Origin of the sequence: Streptomyces sp. NBC_00400, assembly GCF_036048035.1 — a bacterium.
Taxonomy (GTDB): domain Bacteria; phylum Actinomycetota; class Actinomycetes; order Streptomycetales; family Streptomycetaceae; genus Streptomyces.
Genome location: NZ_CP107940.1, coordinates 8,218,035 through 8,240,568 on the forward strand (window position 1 = coordinate 8,218,035; position 22,534 = coordinate 8,240,568).

The 22,534-nt window shown below is 69.6% G+C and carries 20 protein-coding genes and 2 pseudogenes; 14 read left to right on the top strand and 8 right to left on the bottom strand.

All coding sequences use genetic code 11. The features are described 5' to 3' along the window. Positions 1-6 precede the first annotated feature (6 nt). The 5 genes and pseudogenes from OHS81_RS36130 to OHS81_RS36150 all read left to right on the top strand — a co-directional run. On the top strand, positions 7-768 hold the full coding sequence (locus OHS81_RS36130; protein ID WP_328390400.1) for a chitinase: 762 nt from the start codon (positions 7-9) through the stop codon (positions 766-768). Between the two features lie 337 nt (positions 769-1,105). Further along, positions 1,106-1,834, top strand: a complete 729-nt coding sequence (locus tag OHS81_RS36135; protein ID WP_328390401.1) for a Mut7-C RNAse domain-containing protein — start codon at positions 1,106-1,108, stop codon at positions 1,832-1,834. 678 nt (positions 1,835-2,512) lie between these two features. Then, a complete protein-coding gene (locus OHS81_RS36140; protein WP_328390403.1) occupies positions 2,513-3,457 on the top strand; it encodes a hypothetical protein in 945 nt (314 codons plus the stop codon). 127 nt (positions 3,458-3,584) lie between these two features. Further along, positions 3,585-4,283 (top strand): class F sortase, encoded by a 699-nt coding sequence (locus OHS81_RS36145; protein WP_328390405.1) that lies wholly within the window; start codon positions 3,585-3,587, stop codon positions 4,281-4,283. A gap of 303 nt (positions 4,284-4,586) precedes the next feature. Further along, a pseudogene (locus OHS81_RS36150) lies at positions 4,587-5,567 on the top strand (MFS transporter); the annotation flags it as partial. A gap of 92 nt (positions 5,568-5,659) precedes the next feature. On the opposite strand, the gene OHS81_RS36155 reads toward OHS81_RS36150, so the two are convergent. Next, positions 5,660-6,319, bottom strand: coding sequence for a maleylpyruvate isomerase N-terminal domain-containing protein (locus OHS81_RS36155; RefSeq protein WP_328390407.1), 660 nt, complete (start codon positions 6,317-6,319; stop codon positions 5,660-5,662). Positions 6,320-6,409: 90 nt separating this feature from the next. On the opposite strand from OHS81_RS36155, the gene hemC reads away from it, so the two are divergent. Further along, on the top strand, positions 6,410-7,345 hold the full coding sequence (gene hemC / locus OHS81_RS36160; protein ID WP_328390409.1) for a hydroxymethylbilane synthase: 936 nt from the start codon (positions 6,410-6,412) through the stop codon (positions 7,343-7,345). A gap of 112 nt (positions 7,346-7,457) precedes the next feature. Here hemC and OHS81_RS36165 read toward each other — a convergent pair whose 3' ends face one another. Further along, the gene (locus OHS81_RS36165) at positions 7,458-7,871 is read right to left on the bottom strand and encodes a hypothetical protein (protein ID WP_328390411.1); all 414 of its coding nucleotides are present in this window, start codon (positions 7,869-7,871) and stop codon (positions 7,458-7,460) included. A 463-nt stretch (positions 7,872-8,334) separates the two neighbouring features. Between OHS81_RS36165 and OHS81_RS36170 the strand changes: the two genes are divergently transcribed. Next, the gene (locus tag OHS81_RS36170) at positions 8,335-8,505 is read left to right on the top strand and encodes a hypothetical protein (protein WP_328390413.1); all 171 of its coding nucleotides are present in this window, start codon (positions 8,335-8,337) and stop codon (positions 8,503-8,505) included. An 83-nt stretch (positions 8,506-8,588) separates the two neighbouring features. Here OHS81_RS36170 and OHS81_RS36175 read toward each other — a convergent pair whose 3' ends face one another. The 3 genes from OHS81_RS36175 to OHS81_RS36185 all read right to left on the bottom strand — a co-directional run bounded on the left by OHS81_RS36175 (position 8,589) and on the right by OHS81_RS36185 (position 10,644). Further along, positions 8,589-8,930 carry an MmcQ/YjbR family DNA-binding protein gene (locus OHS81_RS36175; RefSeq protein WP_443058883.1) on the bottom strand — a complete coding sequence of 114 codons (342 nt, stop codon included), beginning with the start codon at positions 8,928-8,930 and terminating at the stop codon, positions 8,589-8,591. Between the two features lie 83 nt (positions 8,931-9,013). Continuing rightward, complete coding sequence (locus OHS81_RS36180; RefSeq protein ID WP_328390417.1) at positions 9,014-9,511, bottom strand: potassium channel family protein; 498 nt, start codon at positions 9,509-9,511, stop codon at positions 9,014-9,016. Positions 9,512-9,675: 164 nt separating this feature from the next. Beyond that, on the bottom strand, positions 9,676-10,644 hold the full coding sequence (locus OHS81_RS36185; protein ID WP_328390418.1) for a trypsin-like serine peptidase: 969 nt from the start codon (positions 10,642-10,644) through the stop codon (positions 9,676-9,678). A gap of 248 nt (positions 10,645-10,892) precedes the next feature. Here OHS81_RS36185 and OHS81_RS36190 point away from each other — a divergent pair, with 248 nt between their 5' ends. The 5 genes and pseudogenes from OHS81_RS36190 (at position 10,893) to OHS81_RS36210 (ending at position 17,554) form a co-directional block, all read left to right on the top strand. Next, positions 10,893-12,728, top strand: coding sequence for a glycoside hydrolase family 15 protein (locus tag OHS81_RS36190; RefSeq protein WP_328390420.1), 1,836 nt, complete (start codon positions 10,893-10,895; stop codon positions 12,726-12,728). Between the two features lie 265 nt (positions 12,729-12,993). Beyond that, positions 12,994-13,503: pseudogene (locus OHS81_RS36195) on the top strand (coagulation factor 5/8 type domain-containing protein); the annotation flags it as partial. A 92-nt stretch (positions 13,504-13,595) separates the two neighbouring features. Continuing rightward, on the top strand, positions 13,596-15,002 hold the full coding sequence (locus OHS81_RS36200; protein ID WP_328390422.1) for a purine-cytosine permease family protein: 1,407 nt from the start codon (positions 13,596-13,598) through the stop codon (positions 15,000-15,002). A gap of 476 nt (positions 15,003-15,478) precedes the next feature. After that, entirely contained in the window at positions 15,479-16,576 is a 1,098-nt protein-coding gene (locus OHS81_RS36205; RefSeq protein ID WP_328390424.1) for a CPBP family glutamic-type intramembrane protease, read from the top strand. 540 nt (positions 16,577-17,116) lie between these two features. After that, complete coding sequence (locus tag OHS81_RS36210) at positions 17,117-17,554, top strand: ATP-binding protein (RefSeq protein WP_328390426.1); 438 nt, start codon at positions 17,117-17,119, stop codon at positions 17,552-17,554. 386 nt (positions 17,555-17,940) lie between these two features. Here the strand turns inward: OHS81_RS36210 and fabV are convergent, their stop codons facing one another. Next, a complete protein-coding gene (fabV, locus tag OHS81_RS36215) occupies positions 17,941-19,149 on the bottom strand; it encodes an enoyl-[acyl-carrier-protein] reductase FabV (protein ID WP_328390428.1) in 1,209 nt (402 codons plus the stop codon). Between the two features lie 276 nt (positions 19,150-19,425). Further along, the gene (locus OHS81_RS36220; protein ID WP_328391678.1) at positions 19,426-19,992 is read right to left on the bottom strand and encodes a GNAT family N-acetyltransferase; all 567 of its coding nucleotides are present in this window, start codon (positions 19,990-19,992) and stop codon (positions 19,426-19,428) included. A gap of 167 nt (positions 19,993-20,159) precedes the next feature. On the opposite strand from OHS81_RS36220, the gene OHS81_RS36225 reads away from it, so the two are divergent. Further along, on the top strand, positions 20,160-20,543 hold the full coding sequence (locus OHS81_RS36225) for a DUF3662 domain-containing protein (RefSeq protein WP_443058818.1): 384 nt from the start codon (positions 20,160-20,162) through the stop codon (positions 20,541-20,543). A gap of 185 nt (positions 20,544-20,728) precedes the next feature. Here the strand turns inward: OHS81_RS36225 and OHS81_RS36230 are convergent, their stop codons facing one another. After that, the gene (locus tag OHS81_RS36230) at positions 20,729-21,025 is read right to left on the bottom strand and encodes a hypothetical protein (RefSeq protein ID WP_328390432.1); all 297 of its coding nucleotides are present in this window, start codon (positions 21,023-21,025) and stop codon (positions 20,729-20,731) included. A gap of 505 nt (positions 21,026-21,530) precedes the next feature. Between OHS81_RS36230 and OHS81_RS36235 the strand changes: the two genes are divergently transcribed. Continuing rightward, complete coding sequence (locus OHS81_RS36235) at positions 21,531-22,142, top strand: flavodoxin family protein (RefSeq protein ID WP_328390434.1); 612 nt, start codon at positions 21,531-21,533, stop codon at positions 22,140-22,142. Positions 22,143-22,534 lie beyond the last annotated feature (392 nt).

Sequence of the window (22,534 nt, forward strand, 5' to 3'; positions counted from 1 at the left end):
ACCATGATGAGATCACGTATTGCCGCACTGCTGAGCGCCGCCGCTGTAGCCGCGAGCCTGGCCGTCGTCGTTCCGGCGGCACCTGCGGCAGCCACAGTGGGCTGTTCCGGCTGTGCCGCGGTACCGGGCGGTTCTGACGCCCGGGACGAGGGGTTCGTCGTCAGCGAGGCGCAGTTCCACCAGATGTTCCCGAACCGGAATGCGTTCTACACCTACAGCGGCCTGACCGCTGCTCTCAGCGCATATCCCGAGTTCGCGAACACCGGGAGCGACATCGTGAAGCAGCAGGAGGCCGCGGCATTCCTCGCGAATGTGAGTCACGAGACCGGTGGCCTCGTCTACGTGGTGGAGCAGAACACCGGAAACTACCCCCACTACTGTGACGCCGGCCAGCCGTACGGGTGCCCGGCAGGTCAGGCCGCCTATTACGGCCGCGGTCCGATACAGCTCAGCTGGAATTTCAACTACAAGGCGGCGGGCGATGCGCTCGGCATCGACCTGCTGCACCACCCCTATCTGGTGGAGCAGGACGCCGCCGTCGCCTGGAAGACCGCGCTGTGGTACTGGAACACGCAGACCGGGCCGGGCACCATGACCCCGCACCAGGCCATGGTCAGCGGGGCCGGGTTCGGTGAGACCATCCGCAGCATCAATGGCTCTCTGGAGTGCAACGGCGGCAACCCCGGCCAGGTGCAGAGCCGGATCAACAGCTACCAGAGCTTTGTGCAGATCCTGGGGACCGCTCCGGGCGACAACTTGAGCTGCTGACGAGGCCTGGGGCCGGGATCTCAGCGGTCGGCACGCCTTCGGTCGGCAGGCCAAGGGGAGTGAGGGTAGGGGGCGGGGGAGCGGGGCCCGCTCCCCCGTGGACAATCCGGGGCGCGGATCGCTACGGGCCGTATGTAGCCAGGTCGTGAGCGGTCGTGGTCGTGGCGGACGGTCGAAGCACGGGGTACGGGGTGCGGTGCGCGGTCGCGTGCGGCCGAGTCGAGCTGCCCGACCGGTGGCGCGCACTGCAGCATGGCGGGGCGGACCCGAGGCATGGTGTCGTGACCGGCGGGAATCCGCTGGCTGGCCAGGCCCGCCCGATGGCATGCTGGCGGGCGTGAACGGACCCGAGATCCATCTGAGCTTCGCGCCTGAGCTGCACCTTTTCGTCGCCTCGGTGCACACCACCACCGCTCCCGCGCCAGTGGTGACCGATGGCTCGTCGACGCTCGGCCATGTCGTCGAGTCGCTGGGGGTCCCGCTCACCGAGGTCGGGCGACTCGTCGTGGACGGCGTCGAGGTTGCCGTCTCGCATGTGCCGGGGGCGGGCGAGAACATCGAGGTGCACGCCGTCGAACGCCCGCAGCGGATCGCCGGCGCGCCCCTGAGGTTCCTGCTCGATGTGCACCTCGGCACCCTGGCGCGCAGGTTGCGGCTGCTCGGCGTCGACGCTGCGTACACGAACGAGGACCCCGGTGACGCGGCGCTGGCCGCGCTCTCGGCGAAGGAGCGGCGGGTCCTGCTCTCCCGGGACCGGGGATTGCTGCGACGCCGGGAGATCTGGGCGGGCGCGTTTGTCTACAGTGACCGGCCCGATGACCAACTCCGCGACGTCCTGGGCCGTTTCGCCCCCACGCTCGCCCCGTGGACACGTTGCACCGCCTGCAACGGCCGACTGGCGGACGCTGACAAGAATTCGGTCCGGGAGCACCTTGAGCACGGCACTCAGCGTACGTATGACGTCTTTGCGCAATGCACTGCCTGTGGGCGCGTCTACTGGCGCGGGGCACACCATGCGCGGCTGGAGGCGATCGTGGAAAAGGCACTCCGGGACAGCACGGCCTGAGGTCACGGTCTGAGGTGGGGCTGGGTGACGTGACGTGAGGTGGGGGACGGAGCGGCGCTCTCGTTCCCGACGTTTTCGGATCGGCCTCCGTTGCACCGTCGAGGGCGGAACGAACCTTGTTTGCAGGGGAGTTGCGCTTTCCCCTGTTCTTCGCGGCGTACGGAGTGACGCGTAAGCGACTGCGTGCGTGACTGCATAAGCGACTGCCTGAGTGACCGCATCCCGTAAAGGCTGCTGCGCGACCGCAGGACGCACGCCCCATCAGCCGCGGCGCCGCATTGCGAAGGTGACGCTCGCTCCCGAAAGCCGTGCGTCCCGCGCCATCGTGCCGGGGCGTCACCACGGGGCTCACCACGGGGCTCACCCCGGGCATCGGGTCGTCGGCGTGTCGCGGAGGAGTCCGCTCGCCGCGCGCTCGTTCAGGGCTGATTGCGGCGCCGTGGAGGGCCGCAAAAGCACCTCTAGCCCACTCGTTACGCGACACGCCGACGACGCGCGCCATCCAACGGGTGAATCCACTGCCTTCGGCCACCCGAAGAGCCCACGGTGTCCCTCGAATGCGACATTCTCCGGTGGTGCGCGGCCGCGATCCGGCTGACGGTGATCACGTCGCCACTGCGATCCGATGAGCCGGCAAAGAGTCAGCCTTCGCAGTCGCGCCGAAAGGAAAATGTCCCCATGCGCACTGCTCGCACCCTGTTCGCCTCAGCCGCCGTTACGGCGGTGCTCGCAATCTCCGCCCCCGCTGCGAACGCCATGATCACGGCGGACATTGCCTCGGACAGTACCTCCTCCGTCAGCAAGGACGACCACGACAGGAACGGCGACCGCGACCACGGCCGCGGCGGCGACCGTGACCACGGCCGTGGCGGCGACCGTGACCAGGGCCGTGGCGGCGGCCGCGACCAGGGCCGTGGCGGCGACCGCGACCACGGCCGTGGCGGCTACGGCGACCGCGACCACGGCCGTGGCGGCTGGGGCGGTGACAACTGCCGTGACAACGGCCGCGGTGGCTTCGGCGGCCGCGATAACGGCCGTGGCGGCGAGGGCCGTGACAACGGCCGTGGCGGCTTCGGCGGCCGTGACAACGGTCGTGGCGGCTTCGGTGACCGCGACCACGGCCGTGGCGGCTGGGGCGGTGACAACTGCCGCGACGACCGGAGGCCGAGCGGTGGTGTGCACACCGGCGGCGGCGCCATGGCGGCCAAGACCGTGCTGGGCGACTGGGACCAGAGCAGCGGCTACGGCGACGACCACGACAAGGGCGGGCGCGGTGGTGACCGCGACCACGGGCGCGGTGGTGACCGTGACCACGGCCGCGGTGGTGACCGTGACCACGGCCGTGGCGGCGACCGCGACCACGGTCGCGGCGGCTACGGCGACCGCGACAAGGGCGGCTACGGCGGCCGTGACAACGGTGGCTACGGCGGCCGTGACAACGACGGTGGTGGCTACGGCGGTGGCGGCGAGTACCGCAGGCCGCGCGGTGGCATCCACACCGGCGGTGGCGGCCTGGCGACCGGTGGCGGTATGGCCGCCGGCTCCGTGCTGATGCTCGGTGGTCTCGGTGCTGGTGCGTACATGCTGCGTCGTCGCAACTCCTCGGGCGCTGCGGCGGCCTGATTCGGCTGCCCCATACGGGGGCCGCTGTGCTCGCGGCCACCGTTCCTCGTGAACGGTGGCCGCGGCGATTGCCTCACCGGTGGCCCTCATGTCGCGCCGCCGCTCCGTTCATGAAAGGCATCTGCACATGACCGCCCAGCAGTCGCCCCAGCCGAATTCGAACCCCTCCCGGACCTCCACCGCGTCCCGGCCCGTCGGCCGCGGCCTGCTGTGGTCCGCCGGAGCGTTTCTGCTGGGCTCCCTCCTCGTCTACAACTCCGTGGACACCTCGGCAGACCCCAAGCCGCAGTCCCAGCCGGCCGTGGCGTCCTCCGCCACCCCGAGTGCTTCCACCGCCGCTGCGGTTCCTGATCTGGCCCTGCCCCGTTCCGCCCCGAAGCGGGTGACGATCCCGCAGATCGCCGTGGACGCGCCCTTCACCCAGCTGACCATCGGCCCGACCGGACAGCTCAACGCCCCGCCCGCGATGAACAAGAACATCGTCGGCTGGTACAGGGACGGCGCCTCGCCGGGCGAGCGCGGATCGGCGATCATCGCCGGTCACGTGGACACCAAGATCGGACCGGCGGTGTTCCTGCAACTTGAATCGCTCAAGCCCGGCAACTCGATCAACATCACCCGTGAGGACGGCATCATCGCGACCTTCAGGGTCGACAGCGTCGAGACCTTCAGCAAGGCGAAGTTCCCCAGCGACCGGGTCTACGCCGATGCCCCCACCGCGCAACTCCGGGTGATCACCTGCGGTGGTGCGTATGACAGGAAGGTCAAGGACTACGTCGACAACATCGTGGTGTTCGCCCACCTCGCCTCGTACCGGCACGTCTGAGCCCTTCCGGTTCCGGGCCGCCCGGGAGACCTCTCCAGGAGGGTTCTCTCAGGAGGGCTCTCCCTCTCCCGGAGATGCCCCAGGCGCCCCGGAAGAGCCCGGAACGAGCCCAGGCCGACCCTCTGTCGGCCTGGGCTGTGTCATGGCCGGGAGGCGCCCCGGGCGCGCCTGTCAGCTCGTGCGACACGCGGCGCCTGGCCTTCTCCCGGTACGGACCGGCCGGGGAATGATGAGCCGTCGAAGAAACCACGGGTGAGCCGGCCGCGTGCCCGCCGCCACCATGATCATGATGGCGGTCAGTACGGGTATGCGCTCGGCTCCGGACCGGTGACCCTGCTCACGGCCGTACTCGGCGCCGACGGTCTGGTGGACTGGGGCTGGCGCCTGCCGTTCCTCGTCGCCGGGCCGCTGGGGCTCATCGGCCTGTACATGCGGCTGAGACTGGAGGAGACACCGGCCTTCCGGCGCGAGGCCGAGCAGGCACACCACGATGCGGAGGCGGCCGTTGCCGCGGGTGGCGAGGACCCGGTGGAGGAGGCCCGCCAGTCCGGCAAGGGACGGCTGAAGGAGATCTTCACCCGGTACTGGGAGGCCGTGCTGATCTGCAGGGGCCTGGTGCTGCTCTACAACGTCACCAACTACATGGTGACCTCGTACCTGCCGACGTTCATGACCGAAACCCTCGGTCAGAAAGCCCTCACCGCCCAGCTGCTCGTCCTCGGCACCATGATCGTCGTGGTGCTCACCCTCACCACCGTGGGCCGTACCTCCGACCGCTGGGGCCGCCGTCCCGTCTTCATGGCGGGCAGCGTCGCCATGATCGTCCTTGCCGTGCCCGCGGTGCTGCTCATCCGCGCCGGCGGCATCCTGCTGCCGGCCTTCGGGTGCCTGATCCTGGGCCTCCTGCTGGTGTGCTTCGCCGGTACGTCCGCGTCGACGCTGCCCGCACTGTTCCCGACCCGGCTGCGTTACGGCGCGCTGTCGATCTCCTTCAACATCTCGGTCTCGCTCTTCGGCGGCACCACACCGCTCATCGCCTCCGCGCTGATCCAGGCGACCGGCGACGACATGGCCCCCGCCTGCTACCTCGTGGTCGCCGGCGTCATCGGCCTCATCGCCGCCTTCTTCCTCCACGAGACGGCCGGCAAGCCGCTGCGTGGCTCCGGCCCGATGGTGGAGAGCGAGGAGCAGGCTCAGGAGCTGGTGGCCCAGAGCCGTACCGAAGCGGGGCGGCGGGCCGGGGACCTCTGGCTCCGTCTGCGGCATCCCTGGGCGCGGCACTGAACGGGACGACGGGCCGGAGGCTCAGCGGCGCGACGGCGCCCGCCGCTCACCCGGCCGGCGGAATTCGCCCGGGCCGTACCCGGTGCCGGGAGTCATCCCCGCACGCTGCCGTACCAGCGCCAGGCGGTGCGGCGAGGGTGCCCCGGCAGTTCGGCGCGCCCGGTGGCCCACAGCAGGGTGCGCCAGGGGTCGGCGGCCTCCGGGACATCCGGAAACAGCCGGGCGAGCACCCGTGCGCAGACGTCGGCGGGCGGGTTCCAGGCGAGCTGGAGCCCTTCCGCCAGGTCATGGGTGTGCACCAGCGTCTCCACGGTGCCCATCGCGGCGAAGCCCTCCGGGTCCGACACCCCGAACACATGGTGGGCACGCACCCGTGGCGGCGTCGTACGCACCATGGCCACCAGCAGAGCGCCGCTCGCCTCCAGCACCTGCAGCAGCCCGGCAGGACCCGCCGCACGGTCGGTGTGTACGGCGTTCGAGGGACCTCCCGGCCGCCGGCTCTCCCACACGAACGGCACCGGGCCCTCCAACGGCGGCCTCCGGGGGCCCAGTTGGACGGCGTAGGCGAACAGGTCGTCGCTGAGATGTTCGACGGTCTCCCAGCAGTCCCATTCCAGCGAGCCCGCCTTGCCGTCCCACGCGGCCCGGGGCGCCTCGCGGAGCACGGCCACCGCGAGCTGGACGGCGCGGTCGAGATCATCCGCGGCGACGGCGGAGGACGGCAGGATGTCGGCTTCGGTCGATCGGGTCATGCGGGGACCGTACCGCGGGGGCGCAAAAGCGCGGTCGGGCCGGGCCCGTTGGTGGCGGGCCCCGGGCATCTGACGGACTATCGTGGGCGTATGTCCGCCCCTGAACTGATCCGTATCGTCTCCCGCGACTCGCCGATGGCCCTGGCGCAGGTGGAGCGCGTCCGCGTCGAACTCGCCGCCCTCCATCCCGGCATCGCCACCGAGGTCATCCCGGTCAAGACGACCGGCGACCGCTGGATGGGCGCCCTGTCCCAGGTCGAGGGCAAGGGGGCGTTCACCAAGGAGGTGGACGCCGCCCTCCTGGCCGGTACGGCGGACCTCGCGGTGCACTGCGTCAAGGACATCCCGGGGGACCGTCCGCTGCCGGCCGGGACCACCTTCGCCGCCTTCCTCGAACGCGATGACGTCCGGGACGCACTGATCCACCCCGGCGGGCTCACCCTCGACGCACTCCCCGAAGGCACCCGGATCGGTACCTCCTCGGTCCGCCGGATCGCCCAGCTCGCCGCGTCCCATCCGCACCTGCAGTGTGTGCCGATGCGCGGCAACGCCAACCGCCGCATGGAGAAGCTTGCGGCCGGTGAGGCGGACGCACTGCTGCTGGCCGTCTCCGGTCTCGAGCGCATCGGCCGTACGGACGTGATCACCCAGATCCTGTCGGTGGACGAGATGTGCCCGCCCATCGGTGCGGGTGTGCTGGCGCTGCAGTGCCGCGAGGACGATGCCGACACCATCGATGCCGTCAGCGGCCTGGGCCACCCCCGGACCTTCCAGGAGACCACTGCCGAGCGCATGCTGCTGCACGTGCTGCAGGGCCACTGCAACAGCCCGATCGCCGGCTACGCCACGACCGACCGGCGCGGCGAACTGTCACTGCGGGCCTGTGTGTTCACCCCGGACGGCAAGACGGTTCTCCATGCGCACGAATGGGCCGGCCCGCTCACCCCGGAGACGCTGGGAACGTCCGTGGCCGTCGCCCTGCTGCGTCAGGGGGCCCGCGAGCTGATCGACGGCATCGCGCACTGACGTCCGGGGACTTGGCCTCCAGCGCGCAGAGCACACGCAACACCTGCTCCCGGCGCACAAGGCTGTGCGAGCCTCGGCGACCGGCTGTTTCCGTGCGGTGACCGTGCCCGGGTCACGGCGTTGCTGCCCCGGGCCTTGCCTGTTCCCACGGCACGACAACGACCTGCTCGTCGTCCTCGTAAATAATCCTCCCGGGGTCCGTGGACTCGATCCGCTCGCAGGGCACGTGATGTGCGGCCAGGAGCTCCAGATATCCGTCCACCCGCTCGATGAGATGCACGGCATGCGCCTTGAACCAGGCCACCGCTCCGGGGTTGAGGTCCCGGTCGTAGACCGTGGGGTCGATGTCCGAGGGGTTGGTGAAGTGGGCGTCGTACCAGTCGTTGCCGGCCCGCCAGAAGCGGTACTGCTCGTCGCTCAACTTGCCCTCCCGGGCAAGGCCGTTGGCGAGGCCGAAGACACCGGGGAAGCGGCCTTTCGGATTGCGCCTGGTCCCCTGAAACCTTACGTACAGCGGCTTGCCCACGAGTTCCCCTCCAACTGTGCCGAGCTGATGCGTGCCGAGCGAGTGGCAGATGTGCCGACAACGTACAGACTGATGTGCCGAGCTGATGTACCGAGCTGATGTACCGAGCTGATGTGCCGGGAATGAGGATGACCGGCTGCGGGCCGAAGTGCTCACCGGGGGCGGAGCGCGTGAGGCGACGCACACCGGCGGACCGGGCGGGCGTCGGTCCTTGACGGGAAGCGTCCCCTCGCATGCCGCAGGGGGATGAGCGCACCGCACAGGGTCTCGGGCTCTGGGATGATCTTTGCGTGCTCGCCGCGGTCATGACACGATGTCCAGCGCCTGCGCGGGGGAGCGGCGGACGAGTGGGGAAAACCTCCCTTTGTGCACCGACTATGCAACTGTGGTGCTCCCTACTTCCCAGGGCGGCGAGAAACCATCAAGCCGCAGTCACAGAATCACAAGGGAACGGGACACCGACATGACTACCTCCACGCACACTTCTCCGCACACCTCCAGCCCTACTCCCATCTACGAAGAGCTCGTCGAGGAGCACGGAGACATCCTTGCCGAAGCGCGCGAGGCCGCCGAGCGTTCCCAGCAGACGGCGTCCCAGGCACTGGACTGGAGTGACCTGCGCCGCCGCCTGTGAGAGGCGGCCGCGAGGCGGCCGTGCTGACGGTCGGCGTCCGATGAGAGCGGGCAAGATATGCCCGCTCGGCAGGGCACGCCGACTCAGCCCGTTTGGGGAAAAGTATCCACGAGCCGCGTCGGAGCTGCTTGCTTCCAGGAATCCACGAGGATGTCCCGCAGCTCGTCGATGTCCTCCAACTCGGCCAGCCGTACCCTCACCCAGGCGGAGCCGGCTTCGTGCGGCGGTACCCAGAACTTCGCCGGCTCCGCGGCCATCAACTCTTTCCGCTCATGCTTCGGGCATCGCACGGCGAACGATGTCTCATCGTCGGGAATCGTGAGGAACATCTTTCCGGCAACCCGGAATGTGGGCATCTCCCAGGCGACCTTCTCCACCGTCTCGGGCAGGGAAAGGGCGATACGGCGCACATCGGCGGAATCCATCACGGCCACCAGCTTAGACAAGAGACCGCCCGCCGGTACATGGGCATCCAAGGAGCCAAGTCAAGGACCGCAACGCTCCTCCGTCAAGAGGCGGAGTGGGAGCCTTTGTCCCGGATCAGGTTCTCCACGTGGTCGAAGCGCGTGTGCAGCGTATGCAGTTCCGAGCGGAGCGCTTCCGCGTCCTCGCGTGCATAATTCCCCACCGCCTTGCCCACGCGGATCACGTCCTGCTCCGCGCGCCCGACGAACCAGGTGGCGAGGGCTGCCGTGATGACCCCGAACGCCGTGATGGCGCTGAGCATCAAGAGCGAAGCAATGACACGGCCCCACACCGTGACCGGATAGAAATCCCCGTACCCCACGGTGGTCGCCGTCTCGATGGACCACCACAAAGCCCTCGGGTAAGACGTGATATTGGCGTGCGGCGCACCGGATTCGGCGACCACGACCAGAGCGGCACCGCCGAGAAGTACCGCGGTCATGACCAGCGTGACCCAGAACGCCGCCTGTGCATGAAGCCGGCGCCACGATTCATTGCCGAAAAGGCGGTTCAGCACGGACAAGAGAAACGACGGCACCAACGGGCGTCACCTTCCACTGCGGGTCCGGCGGGAAACCAGCCTTCAGTCATCGCTGACCTCAACGCGGACATGAGCCCTGACCGCAAGGCTGACAACAAGGCTGACATTAACAGGGGCGGAGGAAATGCCTGGAGATGTCCGTGGTCACCCGGAGATGTCCACGATCACTTCGACGGCGGATCCTGGCGCGGTGCGGCAGGAGTATCGCCGCGGACCGCGTGCGCATAGAGCGCCAGGGTGTCGGCCGTGAAATAGGAGCTGTAGGAGACGTCCGGGAAGTCGCCACCGGTGTGGTAGCCGCCGATGACGCCGATCAGGGCGTAGCCGGTGAAGTCCCGTACCAGGAACGGCCCTCCGGAGGTGCCGCCGATATAGCCCGCGCAGGCAATCTCCAGGAAGTCCCCGGGGGCGGCCGGGTCGGTGCTGGTGTAGCGATGCGTGGAGGAGAGGCAGTCCAGGGGCTTGGGGTGGCTGGTGTCGCTGTTGCCGGGGTAGCCGATGAGCCGCACCTTCCGGTGGTCGTACCCCGGGTACGGGAGCAGGTCGAAGCCGCCCGTCGCTTCCTCCACCTCCCACCCGTCGCTCCTCGCCCCCAGCCGCACGACCGCGTAGTCCCAGCGGGCCCCCGCGTCGGTACCGAGGTCGTAATACCGCTGGTCGAGGTAGATGCGGTCGACGGGGTAGATCCCGTGCGGTGTGAGCCCGTCGTGGTACTGCGGCACGAACGAGAAGTGCCGTTTCGGGTCGGGGGAGCGCAGACAGTGGGCGGCACTGACCACGAGGTTGCGACGCGGGCTGCGCACGACCGTGCCGCCGCAGAACCGGCCGGTGTTGCTGCCGTCCGTCCAGAAGAAGGTCCCCACCTGGGGGAGGCCGTCGAACGGGTGGCTCGGCGGACTGGGGTCAGCTGCCGGGCGCGGCGCCCTTGAACTCCTGGTGACGACGGCGGGCTGTGCGGCCCGCATCCGCTGCGGGGTCCAGTAGGTGCCGGCCGAGGCGGCAGGGTGCGCGGGGCCGTCCGGCGCGCCCGCCGCGTGTGCGAGGGGCCCGGGCGCGACGGCGAGCGACATTCCGAGGAGCAGGGTGGTGAGCAGGAGGGCGAGGCGGCCGTGTGCAGCAGTCGGTCTGCTCATGATCCGGGTCCTTCCCAGGGCATGGCGTACGGAAGGGGACAGGCGCGAGGCGAGCGTGCCATCGTCCTACGGCGGAGGGGCGCAGCGCGAGAGGCCGGGCCGGAATTCCTCGACTCCCTCCGTGAGCGTGGATCACGCACAGTGACAAGCGGAGGCGGGTCTCGGGCGTACTCGGCTCGCTCGCCGCCCGCGACGGCGCAGAGGTAACCTGAATCCACTGCTCCTGCAGCCCCGTCCGGGGAGGTCGCATGACCGCCGCTGTGAGCCTCCGCCCCAGCAAGGCGGACGCACTCCGTTACACCCCCATCGCCGAGCACGGTCTGATCGGGGACATGCGTACGGCCGCACTCGTCGGCACCAATGGCACCATCGACTGGTATTGCTGCACACGCTTCGATGCCCCCAGTGTCTTCGCGGCGATCCTCGACGCCGACCGGGGCGGGGCCTTCGAGCTGGCCCCGGACGTTCCCGCCCGGACGAAGCAGTTCTACTTCCCCGACACCAACATCCTGATCACGCGGTTCTTCGCGGACCACGGCGTCGGCGAGGTCCAGGACTTCATGCCGATCGTCGACGACTCCCACGAGGCGGACCGCCACCGGCTGATCCGGCGGGTGCTCTGTGTGCGGGGGGCCGTGCCGTTCACCGCCCGGGTGAGGCCCCGCTTCGACTACGGGCGCAGTGCGCACACCGTGAGTATGCGGCAGGGCCAGACCGTATTCGACTCCCCGGATCTCTCTCTGGCGCTGACGTCCAGCGTTCCGGTCGAGATCGACGGCCCGGACGCCACGTCCTCGTTCCTGCTGGGCGAGGGGGAGTCCGCCGTCTTCGCACTCGACCGGATCGGCGGCGGTGTGGAGCCGCGGGCCTGCCCGCTGACGGAGGCGGAAGACCTGTTCGGTGCCACGGTGCGGTACTGGCGCACCTGGCTGTCGCACTCCCGCTACCGAGGGCGCTGGCGGGAGATGGTGCACCGCTCCGCGCTCACCCTCAAGCTCCTCACGTACGCGCCGACCGGCGCCATCGTGGCCGCGCCCACCACCAGCCTGCCCGAACAGGTCGGCGGCGAGCGCAACTGGGACTACCGCTATGCATGGGTGAGGGACGCCGCGTTCTGCATCTACGCACTGCTCAGACTGGGCTTCACCGACGAGGCCAAGGCCTTCGTGCACTTCCTGTCCGAGAACATCGCCCTCAATGAAGGTTCCGACGGTCCGCTGCAGATCATGTACGGCATCGACGGCCGCAGCGAACTCCCCGAGGAACAACTCCTCCACCTGGAAGGCCATTTGGGCTCCTCGCCCGTCCGGATCGGCAACGAGGCCGTCAACCAGCTCCAACTGGACATCTACGGTGCCCTCATCGACTCCCTCTACCTCTACGACAAATGGGGGCAGCCGCTGTCCAGCGACCACTGGGCCACCGTCGGCACCCTGGTCAACTGGGTCTGCGACAACTGGGACCAGCCGGACGAAGGCATTTGGGAGACGCGCGGCAAAGCCCAGCGCTTTCTGTACTCGCAGCTGATGTGCTGGGTGGCGATCGAGCGCGCCATGCGGATCGCCACTCACCGGGGCCTGCCGGCGGATATGCCCCGTTGGGCCCATGCCCGCGATGCGATCTACCGGCGGATCATGGAGAGTGGCTGGTCCAGCAGGCGAAAGGCGTTCGTCCAGCACGAGGGCGACGAAGTCCTCGATGCTTCCGTCCTGATGATGCCGCTGGCCAAGTTCATCTCTCCCACCGACCCGAAGTGGCTCTCCACTCTCGATGCGCTGGGCGAGGAGCTGGTGTCCGACTCCCTGGTCTACCGCTATGACCCCCGCCGCAGCCCCGACGGACTGCGGGGCGAGGAGGGCACCTTCTCGGTCTGCTCGTTCTGGTATGTCGAGGCGCTGTCCCGCGCCGGCCGGGTGGACGAGGCCCGGCTCGCCTTCGAGAAGATGCTCACCTACGGCAATCACCTCGGGCTCTACGCCGAAGAGATCGGCCACACCGGCGAACAGATCGGCAACTTCCCGCAGGCCTTCACCCATCTCGGCCTCATCAGCGCCGCATTCAACCTTGACCGGGCCCTGGGCTGACGCCTCGCACAGCGCCGCGGGAGGCGGGAGGCGGGAGTCCTGCGCCGGCAGTGCGCACCGGATGGGCGCCGACACTTCAGGGCCTGGGGCGTCGGCTCACCTCCGGGCTGCCGAGGTGCCCGGGTTCGCGTTCTTCCTCGCCCCACCACAGGGGCGGCGCAGACCGGGTACCTACAACGGACTGAATGCCCAGCTCGGCTTCTACACCTCCATCGCGGGCCTCGGGCTCTCACCCGACGACACCACCTTCAACGGCGATGTGACCGTCGACGCCGGCTCCGCCACGCTGCTGGAGGTCGGCCCGGAGGGCGCTTCCGCAAGCCACGCCGCCCATCCGGCCACGGTTCAGGACGTCTTCATCAGGATCGGCGGGGCGGGCGCCGGCAAGGCGACCACCAGCATGGTGATCAACAGCAACCACACCATCGTCGATCACACCTGGGTCTGGCGTGCCGACCACGGCGACGGTGTGGGCTGGGAGACCAACCGGGCCGACTACGGCGTCCGGGTCAACGGCGACGACGTCCTGGCGACCGGGCTCTTCGTCGAGCACTTCAACAAGTACGACGTGGAGTGGCGCGGCGAGCGGGGACGTACGGTCTTCTTCCAGAACGAGAACGCGTACGACGCACCCAACCAGGCCGCGGTGCAGAACGGCAGCACCAAGGGGTACGCCGCGTACAAGATCGCTGGCGGGGTGACCACGCACGAAGGGTGGGGCCTGGGCAGCTACTGCTCCTACCACGTGGATCCCACCATCCGCCAGGACCACGGCCCTGGCCGGCGGCACCGTGCCAGGGGGCCGTGACGGGCGGGCCGGTCGCCCGGCCTACCGTAGGGCGGCGCATCTGTTGAGCCTGGAGAGTCATGACCATCGAAGAATCCGCCTTCCGAGGGCGGATGCCTGCCCGGACCGGTGACCTGGCGGTCGAGCGGCACGGCATCGAGCCGGTGCCCGAAAACAACCGCTACGGAAAATCTGCCCGCCTTTTCACCGTGTGGTTCGCCCCCAACCTCACGATGACCGGAGTGTTCTCCGGCACCGTGGGCATCTCCCTGGGGCTGGACTTCTGGACGGCACTCACGGCCATGGTGCTCGGCACGATCGTCGGCGCGGTGCCCGCTGCCTACCTCGGCACCTGGGGCAGCCAGACCGGGACCGGTCAGCTACCACTGTCGCGGCTGGCCTTCGGCCGTGGCGTGGCACTGCCCGGGATCATGCAGTGGCTCTCGTCCGTCGCCTGGGATGCGCTGATCGGCCTCTTCGGCGGTGAGGCGCTGGCCCAGCTGCTCGGCTGGCCGTTCTGGCTGGGCGCGCTGGTGGTCCTGCTGCTCCAGGGAGCCGTCGGCGTCTTCGGTTACGAGGCGCTCCACCAGCTCCAAACGGTGATGACCTTTGTGCTGGGTGCCGCATTCCTGGTCCTGAGCGTCAAGCTGTTGTCCGGAGTGCCGCTTCCCGTAGCGAGCTCCGCACACGGCGCCGATCGTCTGGGTGCCTTTGTCCTGACCAGCACCGTCGCGCTCAGTCTGGCCATCTCGTGGGCCCCGTACGCGTCGGACTTCAGCCGCTACCTGCCCCGTGCGACCTCCCGGCCCAGGATGTTCTGGTACTCCGTGCTCGGCATGGTGCTCTCGTTCGCCTGGGTGCAGGCGCTGGGGCTGTGGGGAGCCGAGCTGTTCACCGATCAGACCGCCGCAGGGGTGCACGGGCTGCTGGGCGGCGGGGTCCTCGGCGCCTTCGGCCTGCTGGCCATTGCGGCCGCGGCGGTGTGCAGCAACGCCATGAACGACTACAGCGGCTCCCTGGCGTTGCAGACGGCCGGTATACGGATACCCCGGCCGCTCGCCGCGGCGGCGGCGGCCGTACTCGGTTTTCTGCTGGTGCTGTGGATGCACGCCGCGGACACCGCGGTGCGCTTCCAGAACCTGCTGTTGTTCGTGGGCTACTGGATCCCCGGTTTCGTGGGCATTGTGCTCGTCGACGCGCGGCTGCGCGCCAAGGCCCGTCGCGGCGCGCCGATCGACGTGGAGGCCGAGTTCGCCCGTCCCCAGCCGTGGTGGCCCGCGTGCCTCGCTTTTGTCGTCGCGTTCGCCGCGGCCGTGCCCTTCATGGACACGACCCTGTTCGTCGGCCCGGTCGCGGCCGCACTGCATGGCGCCGATCTCGCGTACTACGTCGCGTTCGTCGTGTCTGTGGCGGTCTATGCGCCGTTGAGGCTCTTGGCGAGTGCGCGTACGGCACACACAGCACGCACGGCACGCACGGGGCAGTAGCCGGCCGGGGCTGTGCCGGGCGCGGGCGCGGGCGCGGGCGGCGGGGCCGGGCCGAGGGGCCGGGCCCCCTCGTCCGGTTGCCGCCGGGCAGGACCGCACGGAGGGGCAGAGGGCGTGGCGGCGTTCTCCTGCACGCCGTCATCGGCCTGCTTCTCTGCCCTTCGCGTACGGCTGCTGGGTCGAGGGATGTAGTCCCCGGCGGCGGTAGGTCATGCCGCAGGAGGGTTTGAGGAGCCGTTCGTGTCGGGCCCGCCGGTGGGCGGCTTCATGGTCGAAGCCGCGGGCACACGTAGCTCTCGAAGAGCTTGCGGGGTGCGACGGTCCGGTGTCCGCCCGGTGTCCGGTGCCGGGGTGACGATCCCCACCACCTGCCCGGTTCGATGCGCAGGGACGATTCCGGGGCACACACCAGGACGTATCCAGATACATCCGGATACGTCCGGACGTCCCTCCCGCCGAACGTGAAGGGAGAGCCGATGGCTACGAGGTACGGCACGACGCCGGCTCGGGGCTCCGCGGGGCGGGCCTGGGGGAGGGCGCTCCTCGGTGGCGCGGTGATGGCGTGTGCACTGGGAGCGGGGAATGCGCTGGGGGAGGCGTTCGCCCGGGCGCTCGGTGTCGACGGTTTCCTGCGACAGCTCCTGCCTGCCGCGCTGGTGAGTGCGCTGGCCGTCCCCACCGTCATGGGGTTGCGTGCCGCCCGGTCGGCGAGGCGCTGTCCGCTGGGGCTCGGGCGCCTTTCCTCGGCGCCACTCGGCTTCCTCCGCGGCCTGGCCGTCACCGTCTCGTGTGCTGCCGCCGTGCTCGGGACCGGCACGGCGCTCGGGTGGGTCCGCTGGTCCGGCCTGGACCCGGCGGCGCTCGCCTCGTTCCTGGTGAGCAATGCCCTGGTGGCCGTGCTGCTGGAGGCGCTGCCCGAGGAGGCGACGCTGCGCGGCTATGCCTGGGCCTCGTTGCGCGACCGGCTCGGCGGCGTGGTCTCCGCGCTGGGGGTGACGGCGGTCTTCCTGCTGGTACCGGCGGCATCCACCGTGGTGCAGGCCGGGGTGTCCCGACTGGCGGGCGTGGCTCCCGAGCCGATGGGTCTCACCCCCGAGGGGCAGGATCCGATCGCCTACCTGGTGTTGCTCTCGGTCTTCGGGCTCACGCTGGTGGCCGCCCGGACGGCGCCGGGACCCGCGCCGCTGTGGGCGGCGATCGGTACCCATGTGGCCTTCCTGAGCGTCAACCGTGTGGTGTTCGAGGGCGTACAGCGTGGCGCGGGCTGGTCGGCGAGGGTCGCCCCGACCCATGCCGCGGTGCTGGAACTGGGGTATCTGGCGGCCACGGCGATGGTCTTCGTCGGGGCAAGGCTGGTGGCGCCCAGGATGCGGGCGCGGGCGCCTCGGTCCGGGCACCCGTCCGCGGCGACCACACACAGCGTGGGCAACTGGACCGGCGCCGGCCCGCTGCTCGTCCCGGCCGGACGGGATCGGCTGCCCTCCGGCGCCGAGTGGGTGTGGATGTCACGCGTCGGCCGGGAGCGGCCGTCACATGGCCGAGGGGCACGGGTCATTCGACGTAGTGAAGCATGAGGAGATATAGGGCTTTATGTCCGCATTTGCTCGCGTGGGGCAGGAGAGGCGATCGGCCGGTCGATGCCGAGCCCGGCGCGGTAGCCGGCTGCGAACTCGGTGAGCAATACGGAAGGCCCTCCGCCCCTGCCTGCAACGACAACAGAGATCGACCCTTACCCATCGGCCGGTGAAGCAAACAGGGGTAATGTCCGATTGTTTGCGGCGGATGCGGGCACGCGTCTGTCCGGAGGATGATGACGGTGGTTCCGCTTTTGCCGCTGCCGCTTCTCGCGCTGATCATTTCGGCGCCGGCGGTGTGCGGCGGGCCTCATGGGCCTGGCGGTGACCGTCCTGGCCGTCCAGTTGCCAAGGTGGCGTGAGGTGTTCCACACCGCTCCGCTTTCCTTGTCCGCTCGGTACGGGTGCGGGGCCGGCTTTTCGCCGTCAGGGCGAACAAACCATTTCGTCCGACCTCGGAAAATTGTGGTTGATAGCCAGGGAAGAGGGAACTCTTTCCGGCCTGAAGGCAAGACGACGCGATATGAGGTGAGCTTTATCATGAGCACCGCCGAGGCTCCTCGCACCATCACGGCGTCGCCGGTGCTGGAGCTTCAACTCGACTGCCGGTCCGAGGCCGTCGGACCCGCACGCCACCTCGCCGCCACCTTCCTGGAGCAAATGGAGCCCGCCACGGAAAGGGAGACCAGGGAAGCGGTGATCCTGGTCGTCTCCGAACTGGTGACCAATGCGGTGCGGCACGCGGGCGGTAAGACCTGCACGCTGCGGCTGCGGGCGGGCCCGGAATCGGTGGTGGTCGACGTGGACGATGCCAGCCCGGTGCTCCCTTGCCCCCGCACCCCGGATGTCAGCGGTGAGGGCGGCGGTTTTGGATGGTCAATGGTCTGCCGCATCGCGAGCGCCGTAGAGATCAGGAAAAAGCCGGCCGGCAAAACTGTGACCGCGGTCATTCCCCGTCAGGGGCCCGGAGCACTGTGACCGGCCAGGCCGTGGCCGATGAGCCACGGCCTGCGCGCAAAGCGGTCTGCCGCCCGAATTTCTTGACGCGGGAAGCGAATGCGCCGCGCAAGCGGTAACCGCCCCGCGTTGCCCGCGCTCCGGCCTCGCCCGTCAGCAGAGGAAAGTGCCCTTGTCACGGCGGGATTTCCGCGCGAAGCGCGCACCCTCTCGCCCATCCGGCGAAGTCGCCTTTCCCCTCGGCTCATGTCGGCTCCCGTCAGCTCGCGCCGGCAAGGGCCGCGGGCGGCCACAGCAGCAAACCCACCACACAAGAATTCCGGTCGGTGGTGTCGGAGACGTCGTTGGCTTCGGCGGTCTCGGCGGTCTCGGCGGTCTCGGCGGTCTCGGTGGTTTCCCGGGATCGGTCAGGAAGTGGCGTCCGGCCAGGGAACCTGAACCGCGGTCGGGGCCGTGTAGTCGATGCCCGGTACCGCGAAACCGTAGAGGCGCTGGACCTCGGCACGGAACCAGTCGAGGTCGGCGAGGCGGGTGATGGTCTCGGTGGTGGCCGACTCCCACCTTTCGGTGACGGCGGCCTGGACCGCGCTGTTGAGTTCCCAGCCGTCGAGACGGACCCTGCCGTCCTCATCAGTGTCGAGCGGGCGGACGCCGGTCAGTTGGTCCCACAGGTCGGCCAGCTGTGCAACCGGCGGCACCATGGCCTCGCCGAGCGCGCCGCGCAGCAGGCCGACGTAGAGGGCGAGGCCGGGGATGGCGGTGGAGGACTGCGTGACCGCCGCGCCGTTGACGGAGGTCACCGCGCGGCCGCCGACCAGCTTGTCGAGACGCTCGTCGAGCGCCCTGGCGGTGGCCTCGAGATGGGATTTGGCGGCGCCGATCGTGCCCTGCCGGTAGATCCCGTCCGTCAGGGGGGAGCCGATGTACGACAGGGCTGCCGTGGTGAATCCGTCGGCGAGCAGACCGCGGTCGGCGAGGTGGTCGACCCACCGTTCCCAGTCCGCGCCACCCATCACCGCCACGGTCTGCTCGATGTCGTCGCCCTCGGCCGGCGGAGTCTCCACCTCCTTGACCTCGGGATTTCCGTCACCGTCGAAGACGAGGGTCTTGGTGCGGTACGGCTCGCCGATGGGCTTGAGGACCGAGGTGTAGGTGGCACCGGTCTCCGGGTCGGTGCGCCGGGGGGCGGCAACCGAGTAGATCAGGTGGTCCAGCCGGCCGAATCGCTGTCGGAGGAGATCGGCGACCTGCTCCTTCATCTCGTCGGAGAACGCGTCGCCGTTGAGGAACACCATCTCCTGGCCGTGCCGTCGGGCGAGTTCAGCGGTGGCGGCGGTGCGGTACCAGCCGGCCGTGGCGGTGCGGCGCTCGGTGGGGGCCTTCTCGAAGCAGACGCCGATGCCGCGGATTCCCGTCCGGGCGAGGCCGGCGATCGTCGCGGCCAGTCCGTACCCGGCCGAGGAGCCGACGACGAGCGCCACCGGGGCGTCGTCCGGGACATGGGCGGGCGAGGGGGCGGCCTGCCACATGTCGTGCACCAGGCGCGCGCAGCCGGCCGGATGGGAGTCGAGGAAGAGGAATCCGCGGCTGCGCGGGGTGATGACACGTTCGCTCATGACGCACGTCCTTCAGTTCGTCCGGTTCATCCAGTTCGTCGCGATGGAGAAGCGGCCGTCACCGGAGCACGGACCGCGTCTGCCAGTCTGCGCCTGCACACCTCCCCGTGATCGTTTCGGCGGGCACAGTGTTGGCAGGGTGGTTTTGGAGGTTTTCCCTCGCTGCGTTCCTGACGGGTGCTCGTGCATGGTCCCCGTGACTGACCATGGAATCCTCCGCATTCCGGCGGTTCGGACGCTATGTACTCCGCCCGGGCGCTCCCGCGTCATCAAGGATCACCAGAGCTTGTCGATCTCGCCCGGGTACAACTCGATGCGGGAGTGCAGGAAGGCGGAGCGGTGCCGCCGGCTGCGGGGCGAGAAGAAGTCGGCCATGGCGACCTTGTCGAAGCCGGGTTGGTCACTGGGGAACGGGGCCAGGGGCGTGCCGCCGATCAGCACCGTGCCGGGCAGATGGTGCCAGCCCGCGCTTTCGTAGAAGGGCCGGAGCGGGCGGTCGCAGGTGAACAGACCGAGGTCCGGTCCGCTTGCCGCCATTGCCTCGTGGGCGGCCGTCACCAGACGCCGACCGTGGCCCTGGCCGCGGGCGGAGCCACGGGCCACCACTGTGCTCAATCCCGCGGCCCGGTAGTGCTCGCCGTCATGAACGAGGTGTTTGGTGAGGATGTCCAGGGCGGCGAGCACCGTGACACCGTCGACGAGCAGCATCGACACCGGCTGCAGGGCCGGGTCGTGGGCGAACGTACCGGGCGCCGAAGAGGAGTCCGGTGGCCAGGCCTCGTCTCGCAGCTCCGCCACCTGCGTACGCAGCGCGGGCGGGACACCGGGTTCCGGGAATGTCATGATCGGCACCAGCCCATTGTGACTGTCGGTGCAAGGGGGGCCAAGGAATTTCCTGGTGGCCGGCCGGCCCACCCCCTCGGCTCTTGCGGGCCTCCGACGAGCCAGGACCGGCATCCTGCCTGCATGCGCACCCCGCCCCAGGGCAGACGATCTCCATGGGATGGCTGATGCGTTGGGAACGTGTGGTGGAGGAATGCGAGCGCGCGCTGCTGGCCAAGATTTTCCGGACCGACCCGGTTCAGCTCTTCGACGCATTGCGGCAGGAGTGCGATGAGCATGCGGTCGTCTGCAGCCAGAGCCGCGTCCTCGTGCCCAATGACTACACCGTCGAGCTCGCACCACGGGTGCACGATGAACTGGCTGCACGGGGCGGGCAGGTGGGGCGGCATCTGACCGATGTGCTGGACCGGCACGCCGCCGAGCGCGGATATGAATGGGCGGGTCCGCTGACCGTCCATGTCACCCTCGGCGAGGCGCCGAACGGCCGGTATCGCGTGTCGAGTGCGGCCCTCGCGCACATTCCCGCCGGTGCCGCCGGACCCCGGGGATGACCAGGAGCCGGGCGTCGCCGAGTCGGCGGCCGCCCGGCCGTCCCCCTCGTGACCGGCCGGGCGGCTGTCCCCCCCGTGGCCGGGTGGCCGCCCCCCCCGTGACCGCGGACTTGCGCGGGACGGACCGCCCGGTTCGGGTTGTGCTGTCTGCGACTACCCGTGAACTGCCGCAGCCGGCAGAGGGTTTACAGGGGCCGGGCCCACAGGTCCCACTGGAGGCCCGAGCCGTCGCAGAAGGGGTCGGCCCACTTGCCGCTGCTGACCAGGTCGGTGCCGGCCGCCTGGCAGCCGCTGAGGGTCCAGAACTTCTTGCCGGTCCATACGGTTCCGGGCGGGCCGTCCATCGGCTTGGCCTGGTGGTGGACGGCGGCCGGTGCCGCCTCGGTTGCGGTGGCGGCGTGTGCCTGAGCGGCGCCGCCCAGCCCGATGACCGTGAGCGCGGCGGCAGCGAGCGCGGTGGTGAAAATTCGCCTGTTACGCACGTGATGTCCTTTCCCCGTAGCGGCGGGCCCCTTGCGGGCCCGTCACCCTGCACACGAATGAGGCCGCTTCGCGGTATGACACAGGATGATGTGACGTGCGTCACATCGCGACGTGGGTGAGGTCGTGTCCGCCCTCTCGTGGTGAAGTGCCTCCGCTGTAAATCTCTTTGACGATGTGTCAGCGATCGGTGGGGTGCGGCGCCCCCCCCCGCATGCCTGGCCGCAATGTGTACCCCGATGCCCCTTTCCGCCGCCCGGTCGAAGGTGTCGATGCCTCGGTCGTGGTGACGGGGTGTCCGGCTCCTCGTGCGGCGGGCCGGGGGGTGGAAGTGGAGGTGGCCGGGTGAACTATTCCGACCTGCCGGTTTACCTGTTCTTTTCGGGGTGTTGTCCGGAGGCGCTTGCCTTGGGGGTGCGGGCATGGATAGCGTGACCGGCACCTAAAGCTTTCTGGACAGCTTTAGTGAAAGCTAAACATCGTATTGATCCCGGGTGGGGGAGAAGCATGCAGATCAAGGTTGCGGTGGCGTACCACAGTGGATACGGGCACACCGCAAAGCAGGCGGCGGCCGTCGCGGCCGGTGCGGAGAAGGTTCCCGACACTCAGGTACGCCTGGTCTCCCTCGCCGAGCTGAACGACGAACTGTGGGAGGTGCTGCAGGAGTCCGACGCCCTGATCTTCGGCACGCCGACCTATATGGGCGGCAGCAGCGCCGTCTTCCGCGCATTCGTCGAGGCCACCAGCCAGGTCTGGGGCGACAACATGCGCTGGAAGAACAAGATCGCGGGTGGCTTCACCAACAGCGGCAACATGGCGGGTGACAAGCTCAACGCGCTGATCGACATCACGCTGTTCGCCGCCCAGCACGGCATGATCTGGGTCGGTCTCGCCGAGTACGGCGGGTGGAACACCTCCTCCGGCAGCCCCGAGGACCTCAACCGGCTCGGCAGCTGGCTGGGCGCCATGTCGCAGTCCAACAACGACGAGGGTGCCGAGGTCACCCCCTGTGCCAGCGATCTGCGTACCGCCGAGGCACTTGGCCGCCGGATCGCCGAGACCGCCCACGTGCACCGGGCCGGCCGGGCGGCCGTCGGGTTCGACGAGGTCTCCGCCTGACCGTCCACGATGCGTACGGAGGCCGCTGCGCCCGGGAAGGGAACCCGATGAACAGCCGTCAGACGACCGTGGCGCCGTACGCGGACGCGCGGTCCGAGGGCAATCCGGGGCGCAGCGTTCAGCCGTCACGCCTGGACCGGGGCGGCTGCCGGATGTTCGCTTCCCGGTGGAACCGCGGTCGCGGATTCCGCGGCGGCCCCCGATCTCCTCTCAGGCGTGGCCCCGGGCGCTTCCCGGCCGGGGCCGGCCGGGGCCGGCGCGTTCCGGGAGACCGCGACGGCGCCGCGGGGCCGTTCCGTCACGCCTGAGCGCGCAGCCCTGCACCGCACCTTTCCCACCCGACCGCACCCCCGCCGAGGACACTGCCGCCGGGCCCCGCACCGGCCTCGCAC

Excerpts from the sequence above, each read along its gene's own strand:
- OHS81_RS36130 (WP_328390400.1), top strand. The coding sequence starts at position 7 with ATGAGATCACGTATTGCCGCACTGCTGAGCGCCGCCGCTGTAGCCGCG.
- OHS81_RS36140 (WP_328390403.1), top strand. The coding sequence starts at position 2,513 with ATGCGCACTGCTCGCACCCTGTTCGCCTCAGCCGCCGTTACGGCGGTG.
- OHS81_RS36145 (WP_328390405.1), top strand. The coding sequence starts at position 3,585 with ATGACCGCCCAGCAGTCGCCCCAGCCGAATTCGAACCCCTCCCGGACC.
- OHS81_RS36155 (WP_328390407.1), bottom strand. The coding sequence starts at position 6,319 with ATGACCCGATCGACCGAAGCCGACATCCTGCCGTCCTCCGCCGTCGCC.
- hemC (WP_328390409.1), top strand. The coding sequence starts at position 6,410 with ATGTCCGCCCCTGAACTGATCCGTATCGTCTCCCGCGACTCGCCGATG.
- OHS81_RS36170 (WP_328390413.1), top strand. The coding sequence starts at position 8,335 with ATGACTACCTCCACGCACACTTCTCCGCACACCTCCAGCCCTACTCCC.
- OHS81_RS36175 (WP_443058883.1), bottom strand. The coding sequence starts at position 8,930 with ATGGATTCCGCCGATGTGCGCCGTATCGCCCTTTCCCTGCCCGAGACG.
- OHS81_RS36185 (WP_328390418.1), bottom strand. The coding sequence starts at position 10,644 with ATGAGCAGACCGACTGCTGCACACGGCCGCCTCGCCCTCCTGCTCACC.
- OHS81_RS36190 (WP_328390420.1), top strand. The coding sequence starts at position 10,893 with ATGACCGCCGCTGTGAGCCTCCGCCCCAGCAAGGCGGACGCACTCCGT.
- OHS81_RS36200 (WP_328390422.1), top strand. The coding sequence starts at position 13,596 with ATGACCATCGAAGAATCCGCCTTCCGAGGGCGGATGCCTGCCCGGACC.
- OHS81_RS36205 (WP_328390424.1), top strand. The coding sequence starts at position 15,479 with ATGGCTACGAGGTACGGCACGACGCCGGCTCGGGGCTCCGCGGGGCGG.
- OHS81_RS36210 (WP_328390426.1), top strand. The coding sequence starts at position 17,117 with ATGAGCACCGCCGAGGCTCCTCGCACCATCACGGCGTCGCCGGTGCTG.
- fabV (WP_328390428.1), bottom strand. The coding sequence starts at position 19,149 with ATGAGCGAACGTGTCATCACCCCGCGCAGCCGCGGATTCCTCTTCCTC.
- OHS81_RS36220 (WP_328391678.1), bottom strand. The coding sequence starts at position 19,992 with ATGACATTCCCGGAACCCGGTGTCCCGCCCGCGCTGCGTACGCAGGTG.
- OHS81_RS36225 (WP_443058818.1), top strand. The coding sequence starts at position 20,160 with ATGCGTTGGGAACGTGTGGTGGAGGAATGCGAGCGCGCGCTGCTGGCC.
- OHS81_RS36235 (WP_328390434.1), top strand. The coding sequence starts at position 21,531 with ATGCAGATCAAGGTTGCGGTGGCGTACCACAGTGGATACGGGCACACC.